The 20227-nt window shown below is 59.9% G+C and carries 18 protein-coding genes and 2 tRNA genes; 4 read left to right on the top strand and 16 right to left on the bottom strand.

The annotated features are described in order from the left end of the window. The first annotated feature begins 176 nt into the window (after nucleotides 1-176). Nucleotides 177-1625: a hydrolase gene (locus F6X24_RS02645; RefSeq protein WP_151086364.1), complete on the top strand. Its 1449-nt coding sequence runs from the start codon at nucleotides 177-179 to the stop codon at nucleotides 1623-1625. Nucleotides 1626-1706: 81 nt separating this feature from the next. On the opposite strand, the gene F6X24_RS02640 is transcribed toward F6X24_RS02645, so the two are convergent. The 6 genes from F6X24_RS02640 to F6X24_RS02615 form a co-directional block, all read right to left on the bottom strand. Then, entirely contained in the window at nucleotides 1707-4328 is a 2622-nt protein-coding gene (locus tag F6X24_RS02640; RefSeq protein ID WP_151086362.1) for a DUF5686 and carboxypeptidase-like regulatory domain-containing protein, read from the bottom strand. Between the two features lie 100 nt (nucleotides 4329-4428). After that, entirely contained in the window at nucleotides 4429-5613 is a 1185-nt protein-coding gene (locus F6X24_RS02635) for a hypothetical protein (protein WP_151086360.1), read from the bottom strand. A gap of 39 nt (nucleotides 5614-5652) precedes the next feature. Continuing rightward, a complete protein-coding gene (locus F6X24_RS02630) occupies nucleotides 5653-6987 on the bottom strand; it encodes a family 1 glycosylhydrolase (protein ID WP_151086358.1) in 1335 nt (444 codons plus the stop codon). Nucleotides 6988-7127: 140 nt separating this feature from the next. Beyond that, on the bottom strand, nucleotides 7128-8819 hold the full coding sequence (locus F6X24_RS02625; protein ID WP_151086356.1) for a GMC family oxidoreductase: 1692 nt from the start codon (nucleotides 8817-8819) through the stop codon (nucleotides 7128-7130). A 35-nt stretch (nucleotides 8820-8854) separates the two neighbouring features. Next, the gene (locus F6X24_RS02620) at nucleotides 8855-9424 is read right to left on the bottom strand and encodes a gluconate 2-dehydrogenase subunit 3 family protein (protein ID WP_151086354.1); all 570 of its coding nucleotides are present in this window, start codon (nucleotides 9422-9424) and stop codon (nucleotides 8855-8857) included. 95 nt (nucleotides 9425-9519) lie between these two features. Next, entirely contained in the window at nucleotides 9520-10413 is an 894-nt protein-coding gene (locus F6X24_RS02615; protein WP_151086352.1) for an SDR family oxidoreductase, read from the bottom strand. A 252-nt stretch (nucleotides 10414-10665) separates the two neighbouring features. Between F6X24_RS02615 and F6X24_RS02610 the strand changes: the two genes are divergently transcribed. Beyond that, nucleotides 10666-12174 carry an alpha/beta hydrolase family protein gene (locus tag F6X24_RS02610; RefSeq protein ID WP_151086351.1) on the top strand — a complete coding sequence of 503 codons (1509 nt, stop codon included), beginning with the start codon at nucleotides 10666-10668 and terminating at the stop codon, nucleotides 12172-12174. Nucleotides 12175-12180: 6 nt separating this feature from the next. Here F6X24_RS02610 and F6X24_RS02605 read toward each other — a convergent pair whose 3' ends face one another. The 6 genes from F6X24_RS02605 to F6X24_RS02580 form a co-directional block, all read right to left on the bottom strand. Further along, a complete protein-coding gene (locus tag F6X24_RS02605; protein ID WP_151086349.1) occupies nucleotides 12181-13347 on the bottom strand; it encodes a PA14 domain-containing protein in 1167 nt (388 codons plus the stop codon). Between the two features lie 48 nt (nucleotides 13348-13395). After that, complete coding sequence (locus tag F6X24_RS02600; protein WP_151086348.1) at nucleotides 13396-14106, bottom strand: SDR family oxidoreductase; 711 nt, start codon at nucleotides 14104-14106, stop codon at nucleotides 13396-13398. A 41-nt stretch (nucleotides 14107-14147) separates the two neighbouring features. Continuing rightward, nucleotides 14148-14612: a putative signal transducing protein gene (locus F6X24_RS02595; RefSeq protein ID WP_151086346.1), complete on the bottom strand. Its 465-nt coding sequence runs from the start codon at nucleotides 14610-14612 to the stop codon at nucleotides 14148-14150. Between the two features lie 75 nt (nucleotides 14613-14687). Next, complete coding sequence (locus tag F6X24_RS02590) at nucleotides 14688-15227, bottom strand: hypothetical protein (RefSeq protein ID WP_151086345.1); 540 nt, start codon at nucleotides 15225-15227, stop codon at nucleotides 14688-14690. A gap of 27 nt (nucleotides 15228-15254) precedes the next feature. Then, nucleotides 15255-15851 (bottom strand): energy transducer TonB, encoded by a 597-nt coding sequence (locus F6X24_RS02585; RefSeq protein WP_151086343.1) that lies wholly within the window; start codon nucleotides 15849-15851, stop codon nucleotides 15255-15257. Between the two features lie 152 nt (nucleotides 15852-16003). Further along, nucleotides 16004-16567, bottom strand: coding sequence for a fasciclin domain-containing protein (locus F6X24_RS02580; RefSeq protein ID WP_151086341.1), 564 nt, complete (start codon nucleotides 16565-16567; stop codon nucleotides 16004-16006). A gap of 255 nt (nucleotides 16568-16822) precedes the next feature. On the opposite strand from F6X24_RS02580, the gene F6X24_RS02575 reads away from it, so the two are divergent. Beyond that, a tRNA-Gly gene (locus tag F6X24_RS02575) sits at nucleotides 16823-16898 on the top strand. Between the two features lie 92 nt (nucleotides 16899-16990). Beyond that, nucleotides 16991-17073, top strand: a tRNA-Leu gene (locus F6X24_RS02570). 95 nt (nucleotides 17074-17168) lie between these two features. Here F6X24_RS02570 and F6X24_RS02565 read toward each other — a convergent pair. The 4 genes from F6X24_RS02565 to F6X24_RS02550 form a co-directional block, all read right to left on the bottom strand. Beyond that, the gene (locus F6X24_RS02565; RefSeq protein WP_151086333.1) at nucleotides 17169-17951 is read right to left on the bottom strand and encodes a hypothetical protein; all 783 of its coding nucleotides are present in this window, start codon (nucleotides 17949-17951) and stop codon (nucleotides 17169-17171) included. A gap of 185 nt (nucleotides 17952-18136) precedes the next feature. Then, a complete protein-coding gene (locus F6X24_RS02560; RefSeq protein ID WP_151086331.1) occupies nucleotides 18137-18721 on the bottom strand; it encodes an arylesterase in 585 nt (194 codons plus the stop codon). A 100-nt stretch (nucleotides 18722-18821) separates the two neighbouring features. After that, nucleotides 18822-19433, bottom strand: coding sequence for a hypothetical protein (locus F6X24_RS02555; RefSeq protein ID WP_151086329.1), 612 nt, complete (start codon nucleotides 19431-19433; stop codon nucleotides 18822-18824). 61 nt (nucleotides 19434-19494) lie between these two features. Beyond that, nucleotides 19495-20160, bottom strand: a complete 666-nt coding sequence (locus tag F6X24_RS02550) for a carotenoid biosynthesis protein (protein ID WP_151086327.1) — start codon at nucleotides 20158-20160, stop codon at nucleotides 19495-19497. Between the last annotated feature and the right edge of the window lie 67 nt (nucleotides 20161-20227).

Below are 20227 nucleotides of genomic sequence, written 5' to 3'. Positions count from 1 at the left end.
AGCAAAAGCCCTCTTCCCTCGCTGTGGGGCAGGAGGGCTTTTGGCTTTGCTCGGCCGGGTGGGCGATAATCGGCTGTTACTCATCCGCAACCCGGGTTTTATGCAGGTAAATTTTAGGTGAAAAAAGGTTAGCTTTGCTGCTACACAGTCTTTCTTTCTTTTCCTAAAACCACCGCATGAAAAATGTATTTCGCTACCTGGCAGCCCCGCTGCTGAGTGCCTCCCTGCTGGCGGCCTGCGCCCGGCAAGAAGCCAGCCCGGTGCTGCCTGCCGCCACCGCTCTTAGCCAGAATGCCTCGGCACCGGGCTTCCCTGAGGGCTTCGAAACGGGCACCAAAACGGCCTATACCGCCGGCACCGTCACGCTCAGCTCGGGCTCGTGGACCCTCACCGACGCGCTTCTGGGCAACACCAGCGCCGATGCCCACACGGGCACGCAGTCGGCGCGGGTGCGCAACAGCGGCTCGCTGAGCATGAACTTCGACCTGACCAGCGGGGCGGGCGTCGTCACCGTCGACCATGCCCGGTATGGCACCGATGCTTCCGGCACCTGGGAGCTGTGGGCCAGCACCAACAGCGGCAGCAGCTACGCCAAAGTGGGCAGCACCATCACGAGCAGCAGCACAACCCTGGCCACGGCTAGCTTCACCCTGAACATGGCCGGTGCGGTGCGCCTGCAGGTGCGCAAAACGGATGGCAGCACCAACCGCCTCAATTTCGACAACATCACGGTACAGAGCTACGCGGGCACGGGCGGTGGTGGCACCCCGCCTCCCGGCAGCGGCGGTACCAAGTTCCTGTTCGACGCCAGCCACGCCGAACTGGCTGGCAACGCCGACTGGGCCCTCGACGTGGATGGCGGCGTGGCCCCACGCTACCCCACGCCAGCCGCTTCGGGTATCACGGCCAGCACCCCGGAAAGCTACTGGACGGCCGCGCTCTCTTCCTGGGGAGTGGCTCTGGTAAAGCTGGGCAACTCGGTTGAGAACCTGCCGGCCGGCACGGCTATTACCTACGGCAACTCATCCAACCCCCAGGATTTGGCCAACTACAACGTGTTTGTAATTGACGAGCCAAACACGCTCTTTACGGCCAGCGAGAAGACTGCCATCCTCAATTTTGTAAAAAATGGCGGCGGCTTGTTCATGATTTCCGACCACGACCAGTCGGACCGTAACAACGACGGCTACGACTCGCCCGCCATCTGGAACGACCTGATGACCAACAACTCGGTGCAGGTCAACCCTTTCGGCTACAGTATTGCGCTCACCAATATCTCTGAAACGACCAGCAACGTGCTGGCTGGCAGCACCAACACTATTCTGCACGGCTCGCAGGGCAACGTTACGCAGCTCAAGTTCTCAAACGGCGCCACCATCACTAAAACCTCGGGCTCGCAGGCCGTGCCCCTGGTGTGGCAAAGCAGCTCGGTCCAGGGCCTGAGCAACATCATGTGCGCGAGCAGCACCTTTGGTACCGGCCGCGTCTTCTGCATCACCGATTCGTCGCCGGCCGATGATGGCACCGGCAGCCCCGGCAACACCGTGTACCCCGGCTGGACGGAGCTGGCCAGCCACGCCAACCTGCACCTGAACGCCTCGCTTTGGCTGGCCAAGCAGCAGTAGTTGGTAATACGCAATGGGTACCAGGTACTGTCGTTCTGCTGTGTGAGCGATAGTACCTGGTACCCATTGCATAAGTGCCAATCAGAGCCGGAACTGCGCGCCCACCTTGATGCCGAAGTTTTTGGCGTTGGGTAAGTCGCGGTAGGTGAGGCGATGAATAAAATCGACTCGCACAAACTTGAAGATATTCTCAATGCCGTAGCCGGCCTCTATATAAGGAGTGTTCGGGTTCAGGGCATTCAGGCGCACCAGGCGGTTGCCGTCCTTATCGGTGGGAGGTAGCATATTACGATTGGCATCGGTAAGGCCCCCATAAAGCGCGTTGACGGTACCCACCAGCCGCCAATTGAAGCGCCGGATGACTGGCAGCGCGTTCAAAATAACACCTTCAAAATGCTGGTCGAGCCGCAGCGACACCGAGCGGTCGGTCACAAACTCGAAGTAGTTCATCAGGTTAAAAGCATTCGCATTAAAAAACGGCGTCTCGTTGCCCAGCGGTGTCTTCAGGATGATATAAGGTACCGGGTCGGGTATATAATTGCCCTCAATACGGTAGCCCAGCCGCCCAAAATGACCCAGCGACACGCTGTGTGTCAGGAGCAGGTTGTATTTTTGATAGCGCGGGTGCTGGCTGTCACTCAGATAATTGCGGGCCCCAATAGTATAGCGGAACGTAACTACCGGTAGTTTTTTAAGCCCGATGGCACGACGGCGGTTCTCACTCTGCACCAGATTTTCGTCGGGCGCGTAGCGCGACTCAAACACGGCTTCCGACAGGGTGAGGTCGCGGCCCAGGGGGGCGTCCGGGCCTTGGTTAGGCGTGTCGTAATAAGAGAAAGGGTGCAGCGGGTGAATACCCTGGTAGCGCAGGGTCAGGGTTTCGGTAAAGCCATGAAACAAATCGCGCTGAATACTGACCGAAGCCAGATTGCGCAAAATAGCGCGGCCCTCGGTAAAGCGTCCCCAGCGGGCAGCCGCCACAAACAGATTGTTGTCGGGTAAAAAGTCATTGTCCAGGAGGGCCACCTGCTCCACATCGTGTCGAAACTCGCCGGTAATGAGCGTCCAGTGGCGGCGCTCCGCAATGTAAGTCGACTTAATGCCGTACTTCACAATATTGTCCAGCGTGCCGTAAGCCACGTAGGCCTGGTGTACCCAGCTGCGGCTGAACTCGGGCGTAGTGCGCCCGCCGAGCCGAAAGCGGCTGCCTTCGAAGTTGTTATGCGCGTAGGTATTAATGATTGGGCCCAGCTCAAACTTGGCGGCGGTGGCGGCCGAAAGCAGCGGGGAATGCTGCGGGCCAATGGCCCCCAGCTTTTTATAGCCATTGATAAATAAATCGACCCAGTCGAGGGTACTGCGCACCGAGGGCAGCTCGCGGGCCGAGTCAAGCACGGCAAACGTCTGCCGCTCGCTCAAGCTCAGGGTATCGGGCCGGTTCTTGTCAAAATAGCCTTCGGAGGCCCCGCTGGGCAGCAGCCCACTCACGAGGTCACTGGTTTGTCCCTTGCCGGGCTCCAGAATAGTCGATACAATGGGCTGGTCATAAAAGCCGCTTTCGGTATGCGGCTGGTTGCGCACAAAGTCGGAGTTGACGGTGGTAAAGCGCACGCGCATGGCCGCCTGCTTTTCGTAGGGGCGCACCCCCAGCACCAGCCGGGTGCGGATGGGCAGGCCGGGGCCTTCGCTGGGCGAAGTCATCTCCTGGAAGATGCGCAGGTCGCTGATAAAGTTGATGTTAGCCTTCTCACTAGTCGTGACGTCGATGCGCTTTAAAGCATACTTATCAGCTGTAATCCAGATAGTGCCCGTGAATGCCAGGTCATGCGGGCGCTTGGGCGCGATAGCGATTTTGTAGCAGTAGTCTTTGCCTACCAGCAGCGAGTCTTGCAACTCGTAGTTGTAGGTGAGCCGGCCGCCAGCCGAGATAGGCGAGATAAAATCCTTGCCCAGGATATTCTGCCAGTTGGGATAAAAATCGAAATTCTGGAAGTTGGAGCCCAGCATCTGGCTCAGTACCGAGCCTTCGCGGGGACCGGCGCCGCGCATCTGCTTGTGCAGGATATCTTCGCGGCGGCGCAGCGGCGGGCCATACTTCTGATACACCTTTGAGCCCACCTCGGAGGCAAACAGGGGCAGGGGCGCGTCGGGGTCAGAAGCAGCTGCCGCGCCCTGGCGCACGGCCAGCGCCCGAATGTCTTTGACTACCTTACGGTTGGCCAGCGACTTCGGAATGTCGGCCAGGCTCACCTCAATCCGGTTGTATGAGCTGTACTCGGAGGTGTTGAGCGCCGTGCGCTCATTTTCGGGCTTGTGCTTCAGCACCTCGCGCAAGATGCGAAAGGCTGGGTTTTCGGGCTGCCGCGAGCTTACCACTACTTCGGCCAGGGCTACGCCGCTGCCCTTGCGCAGCCGAAACAGAATGGACTGCTGCGCCTGATTGCTCAGGTGCTTGCGCTGGGTGACGAAGCCCAGTGCCGAGGCAGCCAGTGAGTCTGGCGTGCCCGTCACGGTCAGCTTGAAGCGGCCGTCTACATCGGCCGTGATGCCGGTGCTGGTGTTGGGTACGAAGATAGACGCAAACGGAATTGGCTCGCCCGAAATCGCCTCTACCACCTGACCGCTAAGCACGAGGCGCTGGGCCACCGAATGCCGTCCCGCCAGCAGTAGTCCAAGCAACAGCAGCGAAACAATAAATCTCATAAAAATAGCGCGATAAGCAGAAGTTTAGAAAGTAGAGTTATGTTCGCAAGTTACAGAGTGCGTGGTAGGGTAGCAATAACTACTAGCCTAGTAGTACCATCTACTTGCTGGATGAGGCTGCCCGCTCGTTGGCCCTGGCCAGCCACCGCTGTAGCGTGGGCTGGGCCCCCAGCGCCGCCAGCAGCAGCCAGTAGGGGATGAAGGGGCCGGAAAAGCGCGCTCCCCATTCTTCTACTGTCATCATCACCACACTGATTTGCAGAGCAATAGCCAGCCCCGCATAGGATGGCGCCAGGTGCGCGGCGGGGCGCTTCAGCATACCCAGCCCGGCCAGTGTGTAAAGGGGCACCAGGCTGACTATCACCCACACCCGGTGCAAGGTAGAATACCAGGGCCTGGGAAAGCCTAAAAAATAAATGGCTTTTAGTAGGCACAACTTGCTGAAATAGCCAAAATTATGCGCTATAAACCAGCCCAGCTGGCTGATTGGCAGCCAGGCAGCGGGTGGGATGGCCAGGCTGGCGGGCCGCTCTACCGCCGTGGGCGGATAGTCGAAGATGACCGTGCCAGCTGCGTACGTAGCAATAAGATTGAACGCCGTAACAATGCGGTTAAGGCCCACGCCGGCCAGTACCGCCAGTACCAGCAGCCACGCCACCGCCCAGCCGCGCCGGCCCTGCTGCCACAAGTGATGCAGGCCCACAAGGGCCGCGGCCGCCAGGGCCACAAAGCCATTAGGCCGGATAGTTGCCGTGTAGCAGAGAATGGCCGCCGCTACCGCGCCGCTGCGCCGGTCGCGCACCCGCGCCATCGCCCACAAGCCGAATAGCAGGAAGCTCGTAAACAGCGACTCGGTCAGGATAAACGGGTTAAAGGCCTGCACCTCTACCCAGCTTACAAGGGCCGCCGTAGCTAGCGCCGCCGTGGGCCAGTGCCCGCCCGTAAGCCGCCGCATGGTCGCGTAAAACGCTTGCGCCGCCAGCCCCGAGAGCGCCACCTGGCCCAGCCCTACGCCCATCAGCCCCAGCCCCGTTTTCAGAAACAGGCTGATAAAGAGTGAGTAGCCGGCATAGTAGCCATAGTGGCCGCCGGCCAGCGTGCCGGTGTCGGCCAGCTGCCGGGCATAGGCCACGTAGCTGAAGCCATCGCCTAGCAGATGCGGCCCGCGGTAGTAGCGCCAGCAACCGGCCTGCACCACCGCCCACCAGGTGGCCAGCAGCCAGCCGTGGTAGCGGGCCAGCCACCCCCACGCCGCCCGCCATCTGGAAAAGGCTGCTGAATTCATTGTTTGCAAAAATAGGCGGCTCGCCGCCAGCCGGCGGGCCTACACCTCTACCTTCAGCGTAGCCGGCCGGGTAGTTACCTCAAACAGCTCGCCGTGCGGAACAATAGTAATTTGGCCATATTCGCGCAGCAGCATCTTGTAGGCCTCCGCTACCGCGCGGGGCTTGCGGTCGAGGTCAAACAGGCCGCAGGCGTTTACGGTGCCGGTTTTTTGAGCCAGGCCCTTGTCCCAGTCAATCTGGTCGATGAGCGAGTACCAGGTAAAGCCCAGCACGGGTACGCCTTCCTTGCGCATGCGCAAGATGTTGACCCACTGCTTCCAGAGCCAGGTAGGGCCTTCGCTGGCGGTGAGCACATTGGTTTCGGTATGCATCACGGGCTTTTGGTAGCGCTGGTAGTAGTCGTGGGTAATGGTGTACCACCCGAGCACGTCCATGCTGGTGCAGATTTCCCCATTGGGTAGCACAATCTTCTCGTTGCGACCGTAGTAGTCGTTGCCCATCACCTGGTAGCCGGGCGGCTCGCCGGCCATAAACCAGTCGTACTCACGCCGCGTCATGCCATTGTCGTAGAGGTAGTTTACTACTTCGCCTTCGGGCTGATGGGCATAAAGCAGGTCGAGAGCCGTGAAGCGCAGCTTGTTTTCCAGCTGCACGGCGGGGGTGCGCTCGGCCCGCAGCTCGTGGGTAAACTCGGCCGACTCGCTTTGTACAATAATGCAGTCGGGCCGGTGCTTGGCAATGCGCTGCGTGCCCATAATGCTGGCGGCGACGATGTGCTTGAGCGCCGTGACAAACGCCTTGTCGGTCGTCAGCTGCTCGTTCCAGAGACCGTCTTTGGCGCTCATCTTGGCCGTGACATAAATCTCGTTTACCGGCGTGTAGTAGCGCACCCAGGGGTAGCGCTTGGCTACCTGCTCGCAGTAGGCCGCAAAATGCACCGGCAGCTCGGGGTTCTGGAAGTTGCCCAGCCAGTCGGGTACCCCAAAGTGCATCAAATCCAGAATTGGGGTAATGCCCAGGCGCTGCATCTCGGCCATGGCCAGGTCGGCAAATTCCCAGTTGTATTTTTCGGGGCTGAGCTGGATGTTATAGTAGGGCAGGCCGTAGCGCAGCACTTTCAGGCCCATTTCCTTCACCAGGCCCAGGTCTTCCTGGTAGCGGTTATAGTGGTCGCACTCGGCCAGCAAGTCGCGGCGGGTGCGGCCGTGGTCGATGGTAGGGTAGCTGCACTCGATGCCGGTGGCAAACATAAAGTTGTTGGGCAGGCCCGTGGGCAGGCCGCTGCCGTTGTGGCCGGTGGCGCCGCCAAACTCATCACCCTCGTAGTTGCCGCTGCCGAAATGCTCTTTTATCTCGGTGAGAAATGATTTCATAAAGAAATAGTTAACGATAACTAGTGAACAGTTAAGCACAAAAGAGGAGAGCCTGACAATTGCTCACTACTCGTTAAAGCTGTTTAAAAAGTCAGCCTGACATTCTTGCACTTGCTATAACAGCTTCTTTGCTAACAGCTTTACTTGTCCCGCCTTTTCTGCTTCTCTAAAAACTTATCGGCCGTGCGCAGGCTCAGAGCCATAATAGTAAGGGCCGGGTTTACGCTGAGCGCGCTCGGAAACACCGAGTTATCGCAGATGTACAGGTTGGGTACGTCGAAGGCCCGGCCATCGCGGTCCACCACGGCATCGTCGCCGCTCAAGCCCATGCGGGCCGTGCCAATAACGTGGGCGTAGCGCCCAAACGCCCAGATATCGGTAGCGCCGGCGGCTTCCCAAATGGCCCGCATCGTTTTTTCGGCGTGGGCATTCATCCGCAGCTCGTTTTCCTGGGCCGTGAAGTGCAGGCGCGGCTTGGGCAGCTGGCGGGCATCCTGCTCCTCGCTCAGCTCCAGGTAGTTATTGGGGTGTGGCAGGCAGTCGCCGAGGATATTGATGCCCGCAATGTGGTTGAACTGCCGCATATAGTCGCGCAGGGCCTGGCCCCAGAGCTTGCGCCCGCGCGCTACCTGGCCTGCAAACGTAACCGGCATTACCCCAATGCTTTGCAGGAGGTAGCCGCCCGCAAAGTCGGCATCCTTGGGCCGGTGCGTATCCTGCGAAATCAAGCCGCCCGGAATACCCTTGGTGGGCCGCACCTCGTCGGCAAACGTGCCCCACACCTGCACGCCTGTATGCGCCATCAGGTTGCGGCCCACCTGGCCGCTGGTCAGGGCCAGCTCGTTGAGCAGCAGCAGGCGGGGCGTCTCTACCGCGCCGCCGCATAAAAACAGGTGGTTGCAAGCCAGACGGTGCGTCTGGTCGTTTTGTTTATATATAACAGCGCTAATATTTCCGTCCGCGTGGCGCTCTATCTCGGTTACGAAGCTATTAGGCCGAATGTCGGCCCCGTATTTCACGGCTAGCGGAATAAAGGTGACATCCATGCTGGCTTTTGCCCCATTAGCGCAGCCGGCCTGGCAAAAGCCGCACTTGATACATTCTTCGCGCCAGCCCACGCCCTCCTGGTAGTAGCGGCTGGCCAGGGCCGCGTTGGCGGCCGGCGAAGTGAGAATCCCGAGTTTTTGGGCCCCACGGCCCATCAATTGCGCGGCGCTGTTGAGGGGCAGCGGCGGCAGGGCGTAGCCTTTGGGTCGGGCGGGCCCCCAGGGATAAGGCGTTGGCCCTGAAATACCTAAAAACTGCTCAACCTCCTCAAAGTACGGAGCGAGGTCGTCGTAGGTAAGGGGCCAGTCTTCCCCCTTGCCAAAATCGCGGCGCAGGTGCAGGTCGTCGGGCAGCGGGCGGGGCGTGTAGGCCGTGTAGTGCAGGGTAGAGCCACCCACGCCGGTACCAGAGTTGTTTTTACCCATGGCCAGCGGGTCGTGGCCGGCCGCCAGCCGCTCATCATTCCAAAATAAAAAGTCCTGGGCTTTTTCGTCGGTAGCGAAGTCGGTTTGCGGATTGTGCCAGGGGCCGGCCTCCAGCGCCACTACCTTAAGCCCCGCCTGCGCCAGGCGGGCCAGCAGCGGCGCGCCGCCCGCCCCCAGGCCAATAACAATGCAGTCGACCGTCTCGCTGGCAGCCGGCACGGGCTGCGGCTTTTCCAGCGGGGTGTCGATAGGAGCAGTTAAAGGCGCATTTTCAGCCAGCAGCTCGCGCAGTAAAGGGTCCTGAACGGCGGGCTCGGCCGGGCTAAGGATACCTTCCTCGGCTATTTCTTCGTCGGGCATAAGCTTATAAAGCAGTGGTCAGAATAGGGAAATGGCTATGCCTCGCGGGGTTCTTTTTCGTTCAGCCCGATTTTAGTCCAGGCCGGCAGGTTGGCATAGCCTACATAGCCGATTTCATCCTGAGCCCAGGGATGGGCATAGTAGGTTTCGGTCAGCTCGGCCAGCAACTCTTCGAAGAAACGGTCGGCAGGTAGCGTTTGCCAGGTAGTGCCGGGCGGGTTGCCGCCGGCCAGGGCCCCCAGTACTTCGTCCTGCTTATCGCCAGCGAGCTGCTCAAAAGCAGTCGCAAACAGCGCCTGTGCTATTTCCTGCACCCCGCCCAGGCCAAGGCGATAGGCTTCGCGGTCGGGGGGCAGGGCATCGTAACGCCAGCCATCGGCCCGGCCCTCCGCCAGGCGGCGGTCTACGGCCGGGGCCAGCGGAATCGGCACCGGGCGCTCGGGCTGGGGCAGCAGGCGAGCGGCTACGGCTTCGAGCAATTGGTAGGTTTCGGGAGCCAGAAACTGCGGGGTATAGGGCGTGCCGGTTTCGGCCAGGCGCTCGGTGAGGGCGGCGCGGGTAGCGGCCGATACGTGCGCTGTAGGCAGCAGTTCCTGAGAGGTCATAACAAGAAAACAGGTTGAAGCAAAGCCAGTAAGCCGGTGCTTAACTGCTCCGCTTCAACCTGAACGGTAAACCAGGGCAGATGTTTGCGCTACGCTTATTCGTCGCTGCTCAGCTTGCCACCCGTTACGTGTACCAGCGCGCCGGTCATGAACGAGCCGTCTTGCGAGGCCAGCAGCACGTAGGCGGGCGCCAGCTCCTCGGGCTGGCCGGGGCGCTTGAGCGCTACCTCGTGCCCAAACTTCTCAATCTCGGACCGCGGCATGGTGCCCGGGATGTTGGGCGTCCAGACCGGCCCCGGCACTACGCAGTTTACCCGAATGTTACGCTCGCCCAGGTACAGCGCCAGCGACTTTGTAAGCGCATGAATACCAGCCTTGGTACAGGCATAATCGACCAGAATCGGAATGCCCACAATACCCACAATGCTACCCGTATTGATGATGCAGTCGCCGCTTCGCAGGTGCGGAATAGCGGCCTGCGCCATCCACATATACCCCATGATATTGGTGTCGAAAGCCCGCCGAATCTGGGCTTCCGGGATGTCTTCAAACTTCTCCTGCGCCATCTGGAAGGCGGCATTATTGACCAGAATATTCAGGCCACCCAGCTCCTGGCGCACCAGCCGCACGGCCTGAAACGCCTGCTCGCGGTCGCGCACATCAAGCTGCAGCACCTGGCACCTGCGCTTTTCGAGCTCCACGAGGCGCTTGGTTTCCTGGGCATCTTCCTGGTTTTCATTGAATAAAATGGCTACGTCAGCCCCTTCCTTCGCAAAGGCAATGGCTACGGCCCGGCCAATGCCCGAGTCGGCGCCGGTAATAAGCGCAACTTTGCCTTCCAGCTTGCCGGCGGCCCGGTACGCCGCCAGGCTGCTCTGCGGCTGAAACTTCATGTCGGCCTGCCTGGCCGGGTAAGGGAGCTTCTGGGCGTGCTCCTTCATGTCTTTCGCAGTGGGGCGCTTCGGCGGAGCCGGATGACGGGTTGGCATAACAGAAAAGAATAGGAATGATGCCCGCGTTTACGCAAAAGCCTCCGGCGTGGTCAGCGAGCCAACGGCGGGTAATTTATTAACCCACCAGCTGGAGCGGGCAACTCGCTGATTTAGCGCTCTCAAAAACCGAAAAGCTTATGAAAGCAGTACGTAGCCCAGCCACCAAAATGGGGCTGAAGCGGCCGTTCGCCGGTATTTTGCAGGGTGTGGTGCGCGTGCCGTTCGCAACCCTTCACAGAGTGAAAATTTATGCAGAAATCCTTACTTTTCCTGATGCTGTTATTGTGGGCGGCTGGTGCAGCATCCGGTGCTTCTGGTCGCCCAGCTGCCGAGCCGCCCCGCCTGAACGGACAGTGGCAGGGCCCGCTAAAAGTGCCCGGCGGCACGCTTACGCTGGCTATTACCATTGTGCCGCTCAGCAACGGTACGTATTATGCGGCCCTGGACGTACCCCAGCAGCGCATCAGCCGCATGCCCGTTGAGGTCGAGCTGAAAGACGATAACCTGACCTTGCGCATCGAGCAGGCGGGCAGCAGCTTTGTGGGGAAGGTGCTGGCTGGCGGCGACAAGCTCAGCGGTACCTGGCAGCAGCCGGGCCTCAAAACCGACCTGGTGCTGGAGCGCAGCACTGCCCCGGTAGCTGCGCAGGCGGCCAGGAAGCTCCGCCTCACGCCGCCCTACCGCGAGTCGGAAGTGACCTTCCCCAACGCCATAGCGAAAATTAAGCTTAGCGGCACGCTCACCGTGCCCAGCGGGGAGGGACCGTTTGCGGCCGTGGTGCTGCTCTCCGACTCGGGGCCGCAAGACCGCGAAGCCGATGTGCAGGGCTACCATTTATTTGGTATGCTGGCCGATTACCTCACCCGGCGCGGCATTGCCGTGCTGCGCTTCGACGACCGGGGCGTGGGGAAGTCGGGCGGCGACTACAGCCGCGCTACCACGCCCGACTTTGTAACCGATGCCCAGGCAGCCCTGGCTTTTTTGCGCGGCCGGCCGCTTATTGCGCCGCAGCAAGTGGGCCTGCTCGGCCACGGCGAAGGGGGCAACATCGCGCTGCTGGCCGCTTCCGAGCCGCTGGAGGCACCCAATTTTGTGGTCTCGCTGGCCGCCTACGGGCAGCCCGGCCGCGACGTGCTGCGGCGTCAGCAGGGCGAGATTATGCGCCTTATCGGCGCCGATGGGGCACAGGTAAAAGCGGCCCAGGGGTTATTTGACCAGTTAGTGGAAACTGTGCGCCAGACGCCCAACCAGGCGGCCGCCCGGGCCAAGATTATCAGCTTGTTGCGCAGCAACAACACGGGGCTCGATGAGCCTATGGCCCGCGCCCGCGCCGCCCAGCTGACTTCGCTGTGGTCACGGTTCTTCTTCGATTTTAACCCCGCTACGCGCCTGCCGCTGGTGCGCTGCCCGGTGCTGCTGCTCAACGGCACCGCCGATTTGCAGGTGGCCGCCGGCCGCAACATGTCGTTGCTGCAAAAAGGGCTGCGCCAATCGGGTCAGGCAGTGCAGGCCCATCGCCTGGCGGGCGTCAACCACTTATTTCAGGATGACCCCACCCAATGGCCCATCGTGGGCGGCGAGCGGCAGGCAGCCTTTTCTGCTCAGGGCCTCACGTACCTGCGCGACTGGCTGCTGGAGCGCTCGCGCCTGCTTAAAACCCAGCAGCCCGTAACGGTGCGTCGCCCCGCTCCGCGCCCCAAGGCGCTTACGCCGCTGCGCAGCCGGAGCCGCCGGGGCGTGGTCACTGCGGCGCAGTAGGGCGCGCTAGGGTAGTGGCCGCAGCACCACCCGGCGGTTGCGCGAGCGCTGGTCGGGCTGGTTGTTGTCGGCTACCGGGCGGGTGCCGCCGTAACCCACGGCCCGCAGCCGGGCAGCCTCTACCCCCTGCGTGGCCAGGTACTGGCACACGGCTTCGGCCCGCTGCCGCGAAAGCCGTTGATTGATAAAAGGGTCGCCCTGGTTGTCGGTGTGGCCCTGTACTTCTAGATGCAGAGCAGGGCGCTGGGCCAGCGCCGCCGCCAATGTATCGAGGCGAGCCCGCACGGGTGGCAATAAATCGGCCCGGCCTTGCTCAAAATACAAGTCAGGCAGCGTTACGGCTTGCCCGGCAGCCAGGCGCGCGGCCAGGGCATTTGTCTGGTCCGAGGCGGTTGGAACCTCAATTGGAATTGGGCGGGCAACCGGCGGCGCAGGCGTAGTTGCCAGCGCCAGGTAGCTCCGGGGATGCGTTTTCAGCGGGGCAACTGCCGGCCCTGCAAGCAGAACTGTTTTAGTAGGTGCCGGTTGCGGGGCGGGCACCTCAGCTGTACGGAGCTGCGCAGGGGCCGCTGGTTGAGCAGGAGGTGTCGACCGGGCCGGCACGCTGGCTAACGGCAGCTGACTGAATAAGTAGCGCGTCGGAATAACATCCGGCCCGGCCTGCTCTTCGATTATGCCCCAGAGGTTGCGCCAGCTGCTGGGGGTAGTAGTTACGGCGGGCATCTCCCAGGCAAGCCGCATTCGCGTGGAGAAGGAATACTGGCAGTAGTCTATCCGTAACGAGTAAGGCTCTCCGGCGTTAAGGTTCACAGCCAGTTGATAGTAGCTAAGGGGCTGCCCCCGCCACTCATTCAGCAGCTCGCGGCCATTGAGCCATAGCCTGATACCATCATCTACGCTGAGGTGTAGCACGTAGCGGCCGGTAGTGGGCGGCACGAGCCAGCCCGTCCAGCGCACCGAAAACTCCTCGGCCGCCAGGCCAGGCACGGGGGGCTGCTGGTGCCAGTCGAAGTTAATGACCGGGTCGTGCCGGGTCAGTACCTTGCGCTCAAAGTTGCGGCCATCGTAGTACACTCCCACAAGGCCATCGCCGCCCTTACGGACCTGTGCTCCCGCACCCAGGGGCAGCAAGCCCAGCAGCCACCAGCAGAAATACCATCCGTACCGCATCATGCAGTAAAGATGGCATTTTGCTATAAATAGTTGCTACCAGTAGCTTGCTTACCAGGGCAGGTGCTCGCCATCGTGGAAGTAGCCGCCGGTAGGCCCATCAGTGGGCAGCAGCGCCAAGCGCACGGCAGTTTTGGCGCCCTCGCTCACGTCGAGCGGCGCATTGGAGCCGCCCAGGTCGGTTTTGACCCAGCCGGGGTGCGCGGCGTTCACTTTGATATTTGTGTCGGACAGGTGCTGGGCCAGCACCACGGTCAGCATGTTCAGGGCCGCCTTGGAAGACGTGTAGCCCGGCGTAGCCCAGCTGCCGCCCTGCCCCTGACTGATAGCCGTGAGCGAACCCAGAATGCTGCTCTGGTTCACAATGCGCCCGGCCGGGGCCTCGCGCAGCAGCGGCAGCAGCACCCGCGTAATAGCGTATGGGGCAATAGTATTGGTCTCATACACCTGCCGCAGCGTGTCAGGGCTGATATCAAAGCCGTCATCCAGCTGCACGCCCGCGTTGTTTATCAGAATATCCAATCGGCCGAATGTTTGCTCGAAGTAGACTGGCAGGGCTGCTACGTCGGCAGCATTGGTCACATCGAGCCGGAGCGCGTGCGCGTCCAGTCCCTGCTGGCGCAGCTCGGCGGCCGGAGCGTCGGCCTTGCCGGGGCGCGCCCCCAGCACCACCGTAATACCCTGCTGGCCCAGCTGGCGGGCTATTTCCAGGCCCAGTCCTTTATTAGCTCCCGTAACAAGAGCAACTTTTTGAGTGTGCATATGGCTTAAACTGCCGGCCGGAGCCGTGGGTTTGCCGCTTTTCAAAAATTGAGGCCACAGTGGAAGCAATGATGAGCCCGGCCTTGCAGCGGGTAGCGCCGCAGCCGCGATAGCAGGGCCACAAACCAGTGGGCTGCGCCCGGCCGGGCCGCCGCGTCGAAGCTCACTTCGTCGGAGCCGCAGCGCGGGCAGATTGTCACGGGCTGCGTTGCCGGGGTAGCGGTAGTAGGCTCGGCTAGTCCGCCGCGCACGGCCTGCATCACGGCCGGCTCGCGCAGCGCTTCGGCCGCCCGGCTGGCGTCGCGCTCATACACGTGCAGCCGCACGCCCCCCGCCACGGGGCTATACATCCGATTGAGCGATACCAGGTTCTCATTAGTAAGAAAGCACGGAATGCCAGCCGCTTCCAGCCGCGTGCGGGCCAGGTGGGCCGCCAGCGGCTCGTAGTACGAGTCGAGCACGATAATATTGTCCGACCGGGAAGCAGTAGAGTAGTCAGTTGCCATAAGTAGAGCAGTTGGTTGCCGGATAAAGTACTGCCGCCGGCCCCTTATCAGCTACCAACAAGCGGCGGGCCATAATCATTTTTGGGTGGTCGTGGCGGCGTGCAGGTCCTGGGCTGTTCGCTTGGCCCGCAGGGCCGTAAACTCGGCCTGCCAGGCCCTGATGCGCAGCTCGTCGCGGGCGGGCAGGTCCAGGCGGATGCGGGCCAGCTGAGCATTCAGGCGGCGATAGGTATCCTGGGCATAATCCCAGTCGCGGGCCTGCCAGGCGGCCTGGCGCACGCGGGTAGCCCGCAGTAGCTGCCCATAAGCCCCGGCAATAGTGGCCGGCGTGAGGCCGCTCACCTGCCCGGCGTAGCTGCCCAGCAGCTCCTGGTCCACGGTTTTTTGCTTTTGCGGGGCCAACGGCACGGCCCGCCGGGCATGGTTGGCCGAGTCGAAGCGGGCCGTCTGGTGGCCCAGACGGCTTAAGGTGCGGCCGGTAGTATGGGCCGCAGTATCGAGCTTGCTTATTTCCTGACGCACTATTTCCTGGCGCTCGCGGGGTGTCGAGTCGCAGGCTGTCAGCAGTGCGCCCAACAGAAGTCCGCACAGTAACGGGCTATAGAATGCTTTCATAGCGCCTTGCTACGGCCACAAGGGGGGTTAGGGTTGGGCGAGCCGAAAATTGAGCGGTAGCTCGTACTCCACCGGCACGGCCCGGTGACCCACACGGGCCGGTATCCACTGATTGGGCACCAGCTGAGCTACGCGCAATGCTTCCTCATCGCATCCTCCCCCGATGCGCTGCACCAGGTGATGGTTGCTGGTATGCCCCAGCGTATCTATCAGAAAGCCAACCACTACCTTGCCCTGAATATTACGGGAAATAGCCGCCTGGGGGTAGTTCAACTGCGTAGTGTATTGCGACAGCGTCGCGTCGCCGCCCACAAACAAAGGCGGCTGGTCTGGATGCACGTAGCTCCACTTGCCGGGGCTTACCTCCGCGTGGCACGTGACATCGGGGCCCGGCCGAAAGTATAGCAGCTTTTGCTTGTCGTAGTCGTAGCGCTGCAGCACTACTTTTTCCCCCGAAAGCGTGTACCCATAGTACTCCCAGATACCGGTTTTCTGTCCTTTGTCAATAAATCCTTTTTCGAATCTTGTTTCCCGCAACTTCTGGGCATCAGCAAGTTGGCTAATAAACAGGCAGCTGAGGAATAGCAAAAAAGTACAAATGCAATAGCGAGTAGAAATAAACATAGAATGGAGTGGGAAAAGGATGAAAAACAGAATTGACGAACCAAGATAGCACCCTTAGGCCAGCCGTCAAAACGCCGCCGCACGAAACAAAAAATCACTGGCTACCCATTTTGGGTAGCCAGTGATTTTTTGTAGGTCAGTAATAACGCCGGTTAGGGCATCAATACTTTATTTATGACATGGATAACACCATTGCTTTGCATAACGTCGGCAATGGTCACGGTGGCGATGCCACCTTTCTCGTCTTTCAGCTCAATGGTTTTCGGACCTTTCATCATCGCCGTCAGGGTGCCGCCGCTCACGGTGGTGAGGGTAGCCTTTCCGCCGCCAGCCTTAATGGCCTTCATCAGGTCGGCCGATGTCATGCGGCCAGCTACTACGTGATAGGTCAGGATTTTGGTGAGGGTAGCCTTGTTTTCGGGCTTTACTAGGTTATCGACCGTACCAGCCGGCAGGGCGTTGAAGGCCTCATTAGTAGGGGCGAATACAGTAAATGGGCCAGGCCCCGACAGCGTTTCGACCAGGCCAGCGGCCTTCACAGCGGCTACCAGCGTCGTGTGGTCCTTCGAGTTGACGGCATTTTCAATAATGTTCTTCGTGGGGTACATTGGGGCGCCGCCCACCATAACCGTTTTAGCTTTTTGGGCCGAAGCTGAGTGAATGCTGGCGGTGCCAAGCAGGGCCACCAGGGCCAGCGATGCAAAAGAGAATTTCATCTGGAATGGGTAAAAAGGAAGTGAATGGTTGAGGTTTAAACCTGACCCACCTACGGTCTGCCTTCACCAACTGGATTCTGAGAAAATGAAAAAAAGGCGCAACTTGCCGGCAATGACCATAAAATAAAAAATTTTCCCCTTGAAAATGAAGCGGAAAGCCCCGGTGTATTAAAAATAAACAGCCTTACTCTTGACAGTATCGACCTTTTGCCTACCTTTGTACCACCATTCGCCACCGCGGCGAACAAGTCTCAAGCGAGAGTAGCTCAGTTGGTAGAGCGCGACCTTGCCAAGGTCGAGGTCGCGAGTTCGAACCTCGTCTCCCGCTCCAAACAAAAAAGACGTTGCGTACTTGCAGCGTCTTTTTTTTTATATCAAAAGAGCAACGATTTTATCGTTAATTTTGCTAGCAAAGCGCCCCGCGCCAGAGTGGTGGAATGGTATACACGAGGGACTTAAAATCCCTTGCCTTCACGGGCTTACGGGTTCGAGTCCCGTCTCTGGTACGAAAAGCCCCGTTTGCAGCCTGCAAATGGGGCTTTTATCATTTAGAGCCAAGCTGGCCCTTGCTGCCAGCTGTGGTCACCACTGAATAAGCTGGTTAGTCAGGGAGCGCAAGCTGGTAAGCCCCAATAATGGGGCTTTCAGGGATGAGGCCGTTCTTTTTCGCCCGGCCCATCATCCAGTGGGTGACAGGCTTCCCCGCTTTCATCGTCTCAACCTCATGGATGCTGAAGGTCGTACCAAACCGGTCTTGCTGGCCCATCGTGCAAAAAGCGGCGTGCGGACCCGAGTAGATGACGGCGGCCGGTATGGTAGCTAACCGGCTATAGTCGGTAATCCAAACTGCCTGTAGGGCCAGCAGGCGGTAGGCATCACGCGTAGGGTAGCCAGAATCAAGTAAGGAAACCGCGTTCGTAAAGCTTTTCACGCACCCGCTTTTTGCGTTGTTCCGGTCCGTAAAGTCCTTGTGCAACACCCACATTCGCTTGCAGATAAGGGTATACATTGTGAGAGCATCTTGTTGAAAGGCAGATGTCTGCCCTTTCAACGCCCTGATGCCGGCCATTTTCCGTACCGTATCTAATTCGCCGGCTCCCACGGCCACGCGGGTGCCGTCATGAAAAGTGCAGCGCGTACTATCCGCGGCTCGTCGAAACGAGGTAAAAACGGCATTGATTGACCCAAACTCCGCCAAAGCGGCTTTAATGAGCGCAATAGTGGTGCAGTTTCCGGGGCCCGTATCTCCACTACAATGCCCGAAGGCAGAGTCAATTACGGCGGAGGTCTGGCGAAAGTCGGAAATCAATTGTGGGTGGCTCTGGGCGTAGCTTAAGCGGCTGCTAACCAACAGCCCCACAGTTATAAATGCTGATTTTACCATAAACCTCAAAGAGTAGCTTTAGACCTGAGTTGCCGGCGTGCCGCAAAAGTAGGTGCATTAGTCAACCGGAAAGAGCCTGATTTTATGTGTTTACTCTTACCCATAGGAGAAGTCCGGTCTTTGCCGATAACCCGGCGGTGGTATCGGCCAGCAGCTTGGTAGCAGCGGCCACCGATGGCAGGCTCCTACACCTGCACCCGGAGCAGCGGCTCCAGCACGGCCCAGACATTGGCCGCAAGCACCTGCTGGCCCGCGGCGTTGGGATGCACGCGGTCGGGTAGGTTAAGCTCGGGGCGGCCCAGCACGCCCGCCAGCAGCGATGGAATAAAGGCTACCCCTTCGGTGCCGGCCAGGCTGCCAAACAGGCTGCCAAACTCCTGCGCATAGCGGCCGAGCCCCGGCAGACCCAGCGGCCCAAGGTCGAACGGCACTTGCAGGCCGGCCAGCACAAGCTGGGCAGCGGGAAACTGCCGCCGCACCTCTTGCAGTATAAAGCGCAGGTTGGCCGTGGTTTCGCGCACCGCAATGCCGCGCAGGCCGTCGTTGGCCCCCAGCGCCAATACAAAGACATCTACTACGTGGCGGGCGAGCACACTGGCCAGCCGCTGGCGGCCGCCAGCGCTGGTTTCACCACTAATGCCGTAGTTATAAGCCCGGTAGGGCAGGCCCGCAGCGTCCAGCCTGGCCTGAATAAGCGCCGGGAAGCTGGCCGCAGCCGGCAGCCCATGGCCGGCCGTGAGGCTATCGCCGAAGAAAATTATATTTTTCATATAGTTGAGCAACCAAAATCCCGCTGCAAGGCCTTTGCAAGCCAGGCAGCGGGATACTGCAAAGCGGGTAAGCCCCGCCTGATAAGTGACTAATTTTTAGCTAGATTCGGGCGAAATGCTCGGCTGCCAGGCGGGCACCCTCTTCGGTGCAAAGCCCGCGGATGTAATACAAGAAAATGCTGCGAAATATTTCCGCCACTGGTATTGCGGCCGGAAATACGCCGGGCGTAAGCACCATGGTAAGCTGTTGCAATAGTATAATCGTAACTAGCTGAATATTTATATCACTCCGAAAAAGCTTCTGTCGGATACCTTCGTTGAGCAGCTGTTGCAGCTGGGGCGAGGAGTAGGAAGCCAAATGGTCCTGAAAAGCTTGCCATACTTTTGGAAAGCCAACCAACTCGCTTAGATACAATGGATTGAGGTCGGTCAGGTCAATTAGCGCGTAGTTCAGCAGCCCATACAGGCGCTCTACGGCTGCTGAGTAGTGCTCATACAGGCGAAGGTGGTCGGCCTTCTGGCGCTCAAAATCGGCCAGGGTGGCATGCAGTACAAAATCGGCGCGGCTGGGGTAGCGGGAGCTGAACTCGGTACTTGTAAGGCCCTCAGTCTGGGCTAGTTGGGCATCGGTAGGGGCCAGAAGGCCAGCTTGCCGAAACAACTGCATAGTGGCCGACGGAGGTGAAGGGGTCAGGGCGGAAGTCGATTTCATAGAAGAATAAATCGCCGGAAAGAAATAAAGGTAGGGTCAGGGCCGGTCATTTCGGGCTAACTCAGGGAACTAATAACCCCAGACCGAAGAAAAACAATAGCTGTACTAAATACACCAGCGGCGCGAGCGGGTTGCGCTTGGGAAAGGGTGTGCGTACAAATAGAACCTGAAGCACCAGCGCCAGCAAAAACCAGTCACGAAAATTGCGCAGCGGCACCAGGTCGCCGGTCCAGTGCCAGAAATCGTAGCGCCCGGCCACGGGTTCCATGCACAGGTCAAAGCCTACCATCAGCACGGCGCCTACCAGCACCCGCACCACCCCCGAAGCCGGCAGGTAAGCTGCCAAAGTGCCCGCCAAATACGTGACCAGCACCCAGTTGAGGCCGATAAGCCACGGCGCGCTCATGTACTGCGGCCCCAGCGTGGCGCCGTAGATATAGTGCCCAAACAGCAGGCCGGTATTAGTGCCTACCACCTCGGCTACCATCCCCAGCAAAAAGGTCTGGGCCACAAATAGCCAAAAAACCAGGCCCCGCATGGGCTGAAATGCCGCCAGCAGCCCCGCCGTGAGCAGCAGCGTAAGCGGAGTGTAGTTGAGGTAAAAGGCCTTATTCTGACTAAACGCCAATCCCACGAAGCCCGTGAGGTGAAATAATAAAACCAGCCCCTGCGCCAGCCGCAGCCGCCCGGTAGAAACCGCCGTAGCGGGTGAATTTGAAAACTCCATGGAGAAGAAAATCAAAAATCAAAAAGCACGAATCAAAAGCTATAAAGCATATTGCAATGAGTATCAA

This window comes from Hymenobacter baengnokdamensis, from assembly GCF_008728635.1.
GTDB classification, from domain to species: Bacteria; Bacteroidota; Bacteroidia; order Cytophagales; family Hymenobacteraceae; genus Hymenobacter; species Hymenobacter baengnokdamensis.
The sequence above is the reverse complement of the archived record's forward strand: the minus strand, read 5'-3'. Positions and strand labels throughout refer to the sequence as shown.

Coding starts and splice junctions, on each gene's coding strand:
- F6X24_RS02645 (WP_151086364.1), top strand. CDS start 177: ATGAAAAATGTATTTCGCTACCTGGCAGCCCCGCTGCTGAGTGCCTCC.
- F6X24_RS02640 (WP_151086362.1), bottom strand. CDS start 4,328: ATGAGATTTATTGTTTCGCTGCTGTTGCTTGGACTACTGCTGGCGGGA.
- F6X24_RS02635 (WP_151086360.1), bottom strand. CDS start 5,613: ATGAATTCAGCAGCCTTTTCCAGATGGCGGGCGGCGTGGGGGTGGCTG.
- F6X24_RS02630 (WP_151086358.1), bottom strand. CDS start 6,987: ATGAAATCATTTCTCACCGAGATAAAAGAGCATTTCGGCAGCGGCAAC.
- F6X24_RS02625 (WP_151086356.1), bottom strand. CDS start 8,819: ATGCCCGACGAAGAAATAGCCGAGGAAGGTATCCTTAGCCCGGCCGAG.
- F6X24_RS02620 (WP_151086354.1), bottom strand. CDS start 9,424: ATGACCTCTCAGGAACTGCTGCCTACAGCGCACGTATCGGCCGCTACC.
- F6X24_RS02615 (WP_151086352.1), bottom strand. CDS start 10,413: ATGCCAACCCGTCATCCGGCTCCGCCGAAGCGCCCCACTGCGAAAGAC.
- F6X24_RS02610 (WP_151086351.1), top strand. CDS start 10,666: ATGCAGAAATCCTTACTTTTCCTGATGCTGTTATTGTGGGCGGCTGGT.
- F6X24_RS02605 (WP_151086349.1), bottom strand. CDS start 13,347: ATGATGCGGTACGGATGGTATTTCTGCTGGTGGCTGCTGGGCTTGCTG.
- F6X24_RS02600 (WP_151086348.1), bottom strand. CDS start 14,106: ATGCACACTCAAAAAGTTGCTCTTGTTACGGGAGCTAATAAAGGACTG.
- F6X24_RS02595 (WP_151086346.1), bottom strand. CDS start 14,612: ATGGCAACTGACTACTCTACTGCTTCCCGGTCGGACAATATTATCGTG.
- F6X24_RS02590 (WP_151086345.1), bottom strand. CDS start 15,227: ATGAAAGCATTCTATAGCCCGTTACTGTGCGGACTTCTGTTGGGCGCA.
- F6X24_RS02585 (WP_151086343.1), bottom strand. CDS start 15,851: ATGTTTATTTCTACTCGCTATTGCATTTGTACTTTTTTGCTATTCCTC.
- F6X24_RS02580 (WP_151086341.1), bottom strand. CDS start 16,567: ATGAAATTCTCTTTTGCATCGCTGGCCCTGGTGGCCCTGCTTGGCACC.
- F6X24_RS02565 (WP_151086333.1), bottom strand. CDS start 17,951: ATGGTAAAATCAGCATTTATAACTGTGGGGCTGTTGGTTAGCAGCCGC.
- F6X24_RS02560 (WP_151086331.1), bottom strand. CDS start 18,721: ATGAAAAATATAATTTTCTTCGGCGATAGCCTCACGGCCGGCCATGGG.
- F6X24_RS02555 (WP_151086329.1), bottom strand. CDS start 19,433: ATGAAATCGACTTCCGCCCTGACCCCTTCACCTCCGTCGGCCACTATG.
- F6X24_RS02550 (WP_151086327.1), bottom strand. CDS start 20,160: ATGGAGTTTTCAAATTCACCCGCTACGGCGGTTTCTACCGGGCGGCTG.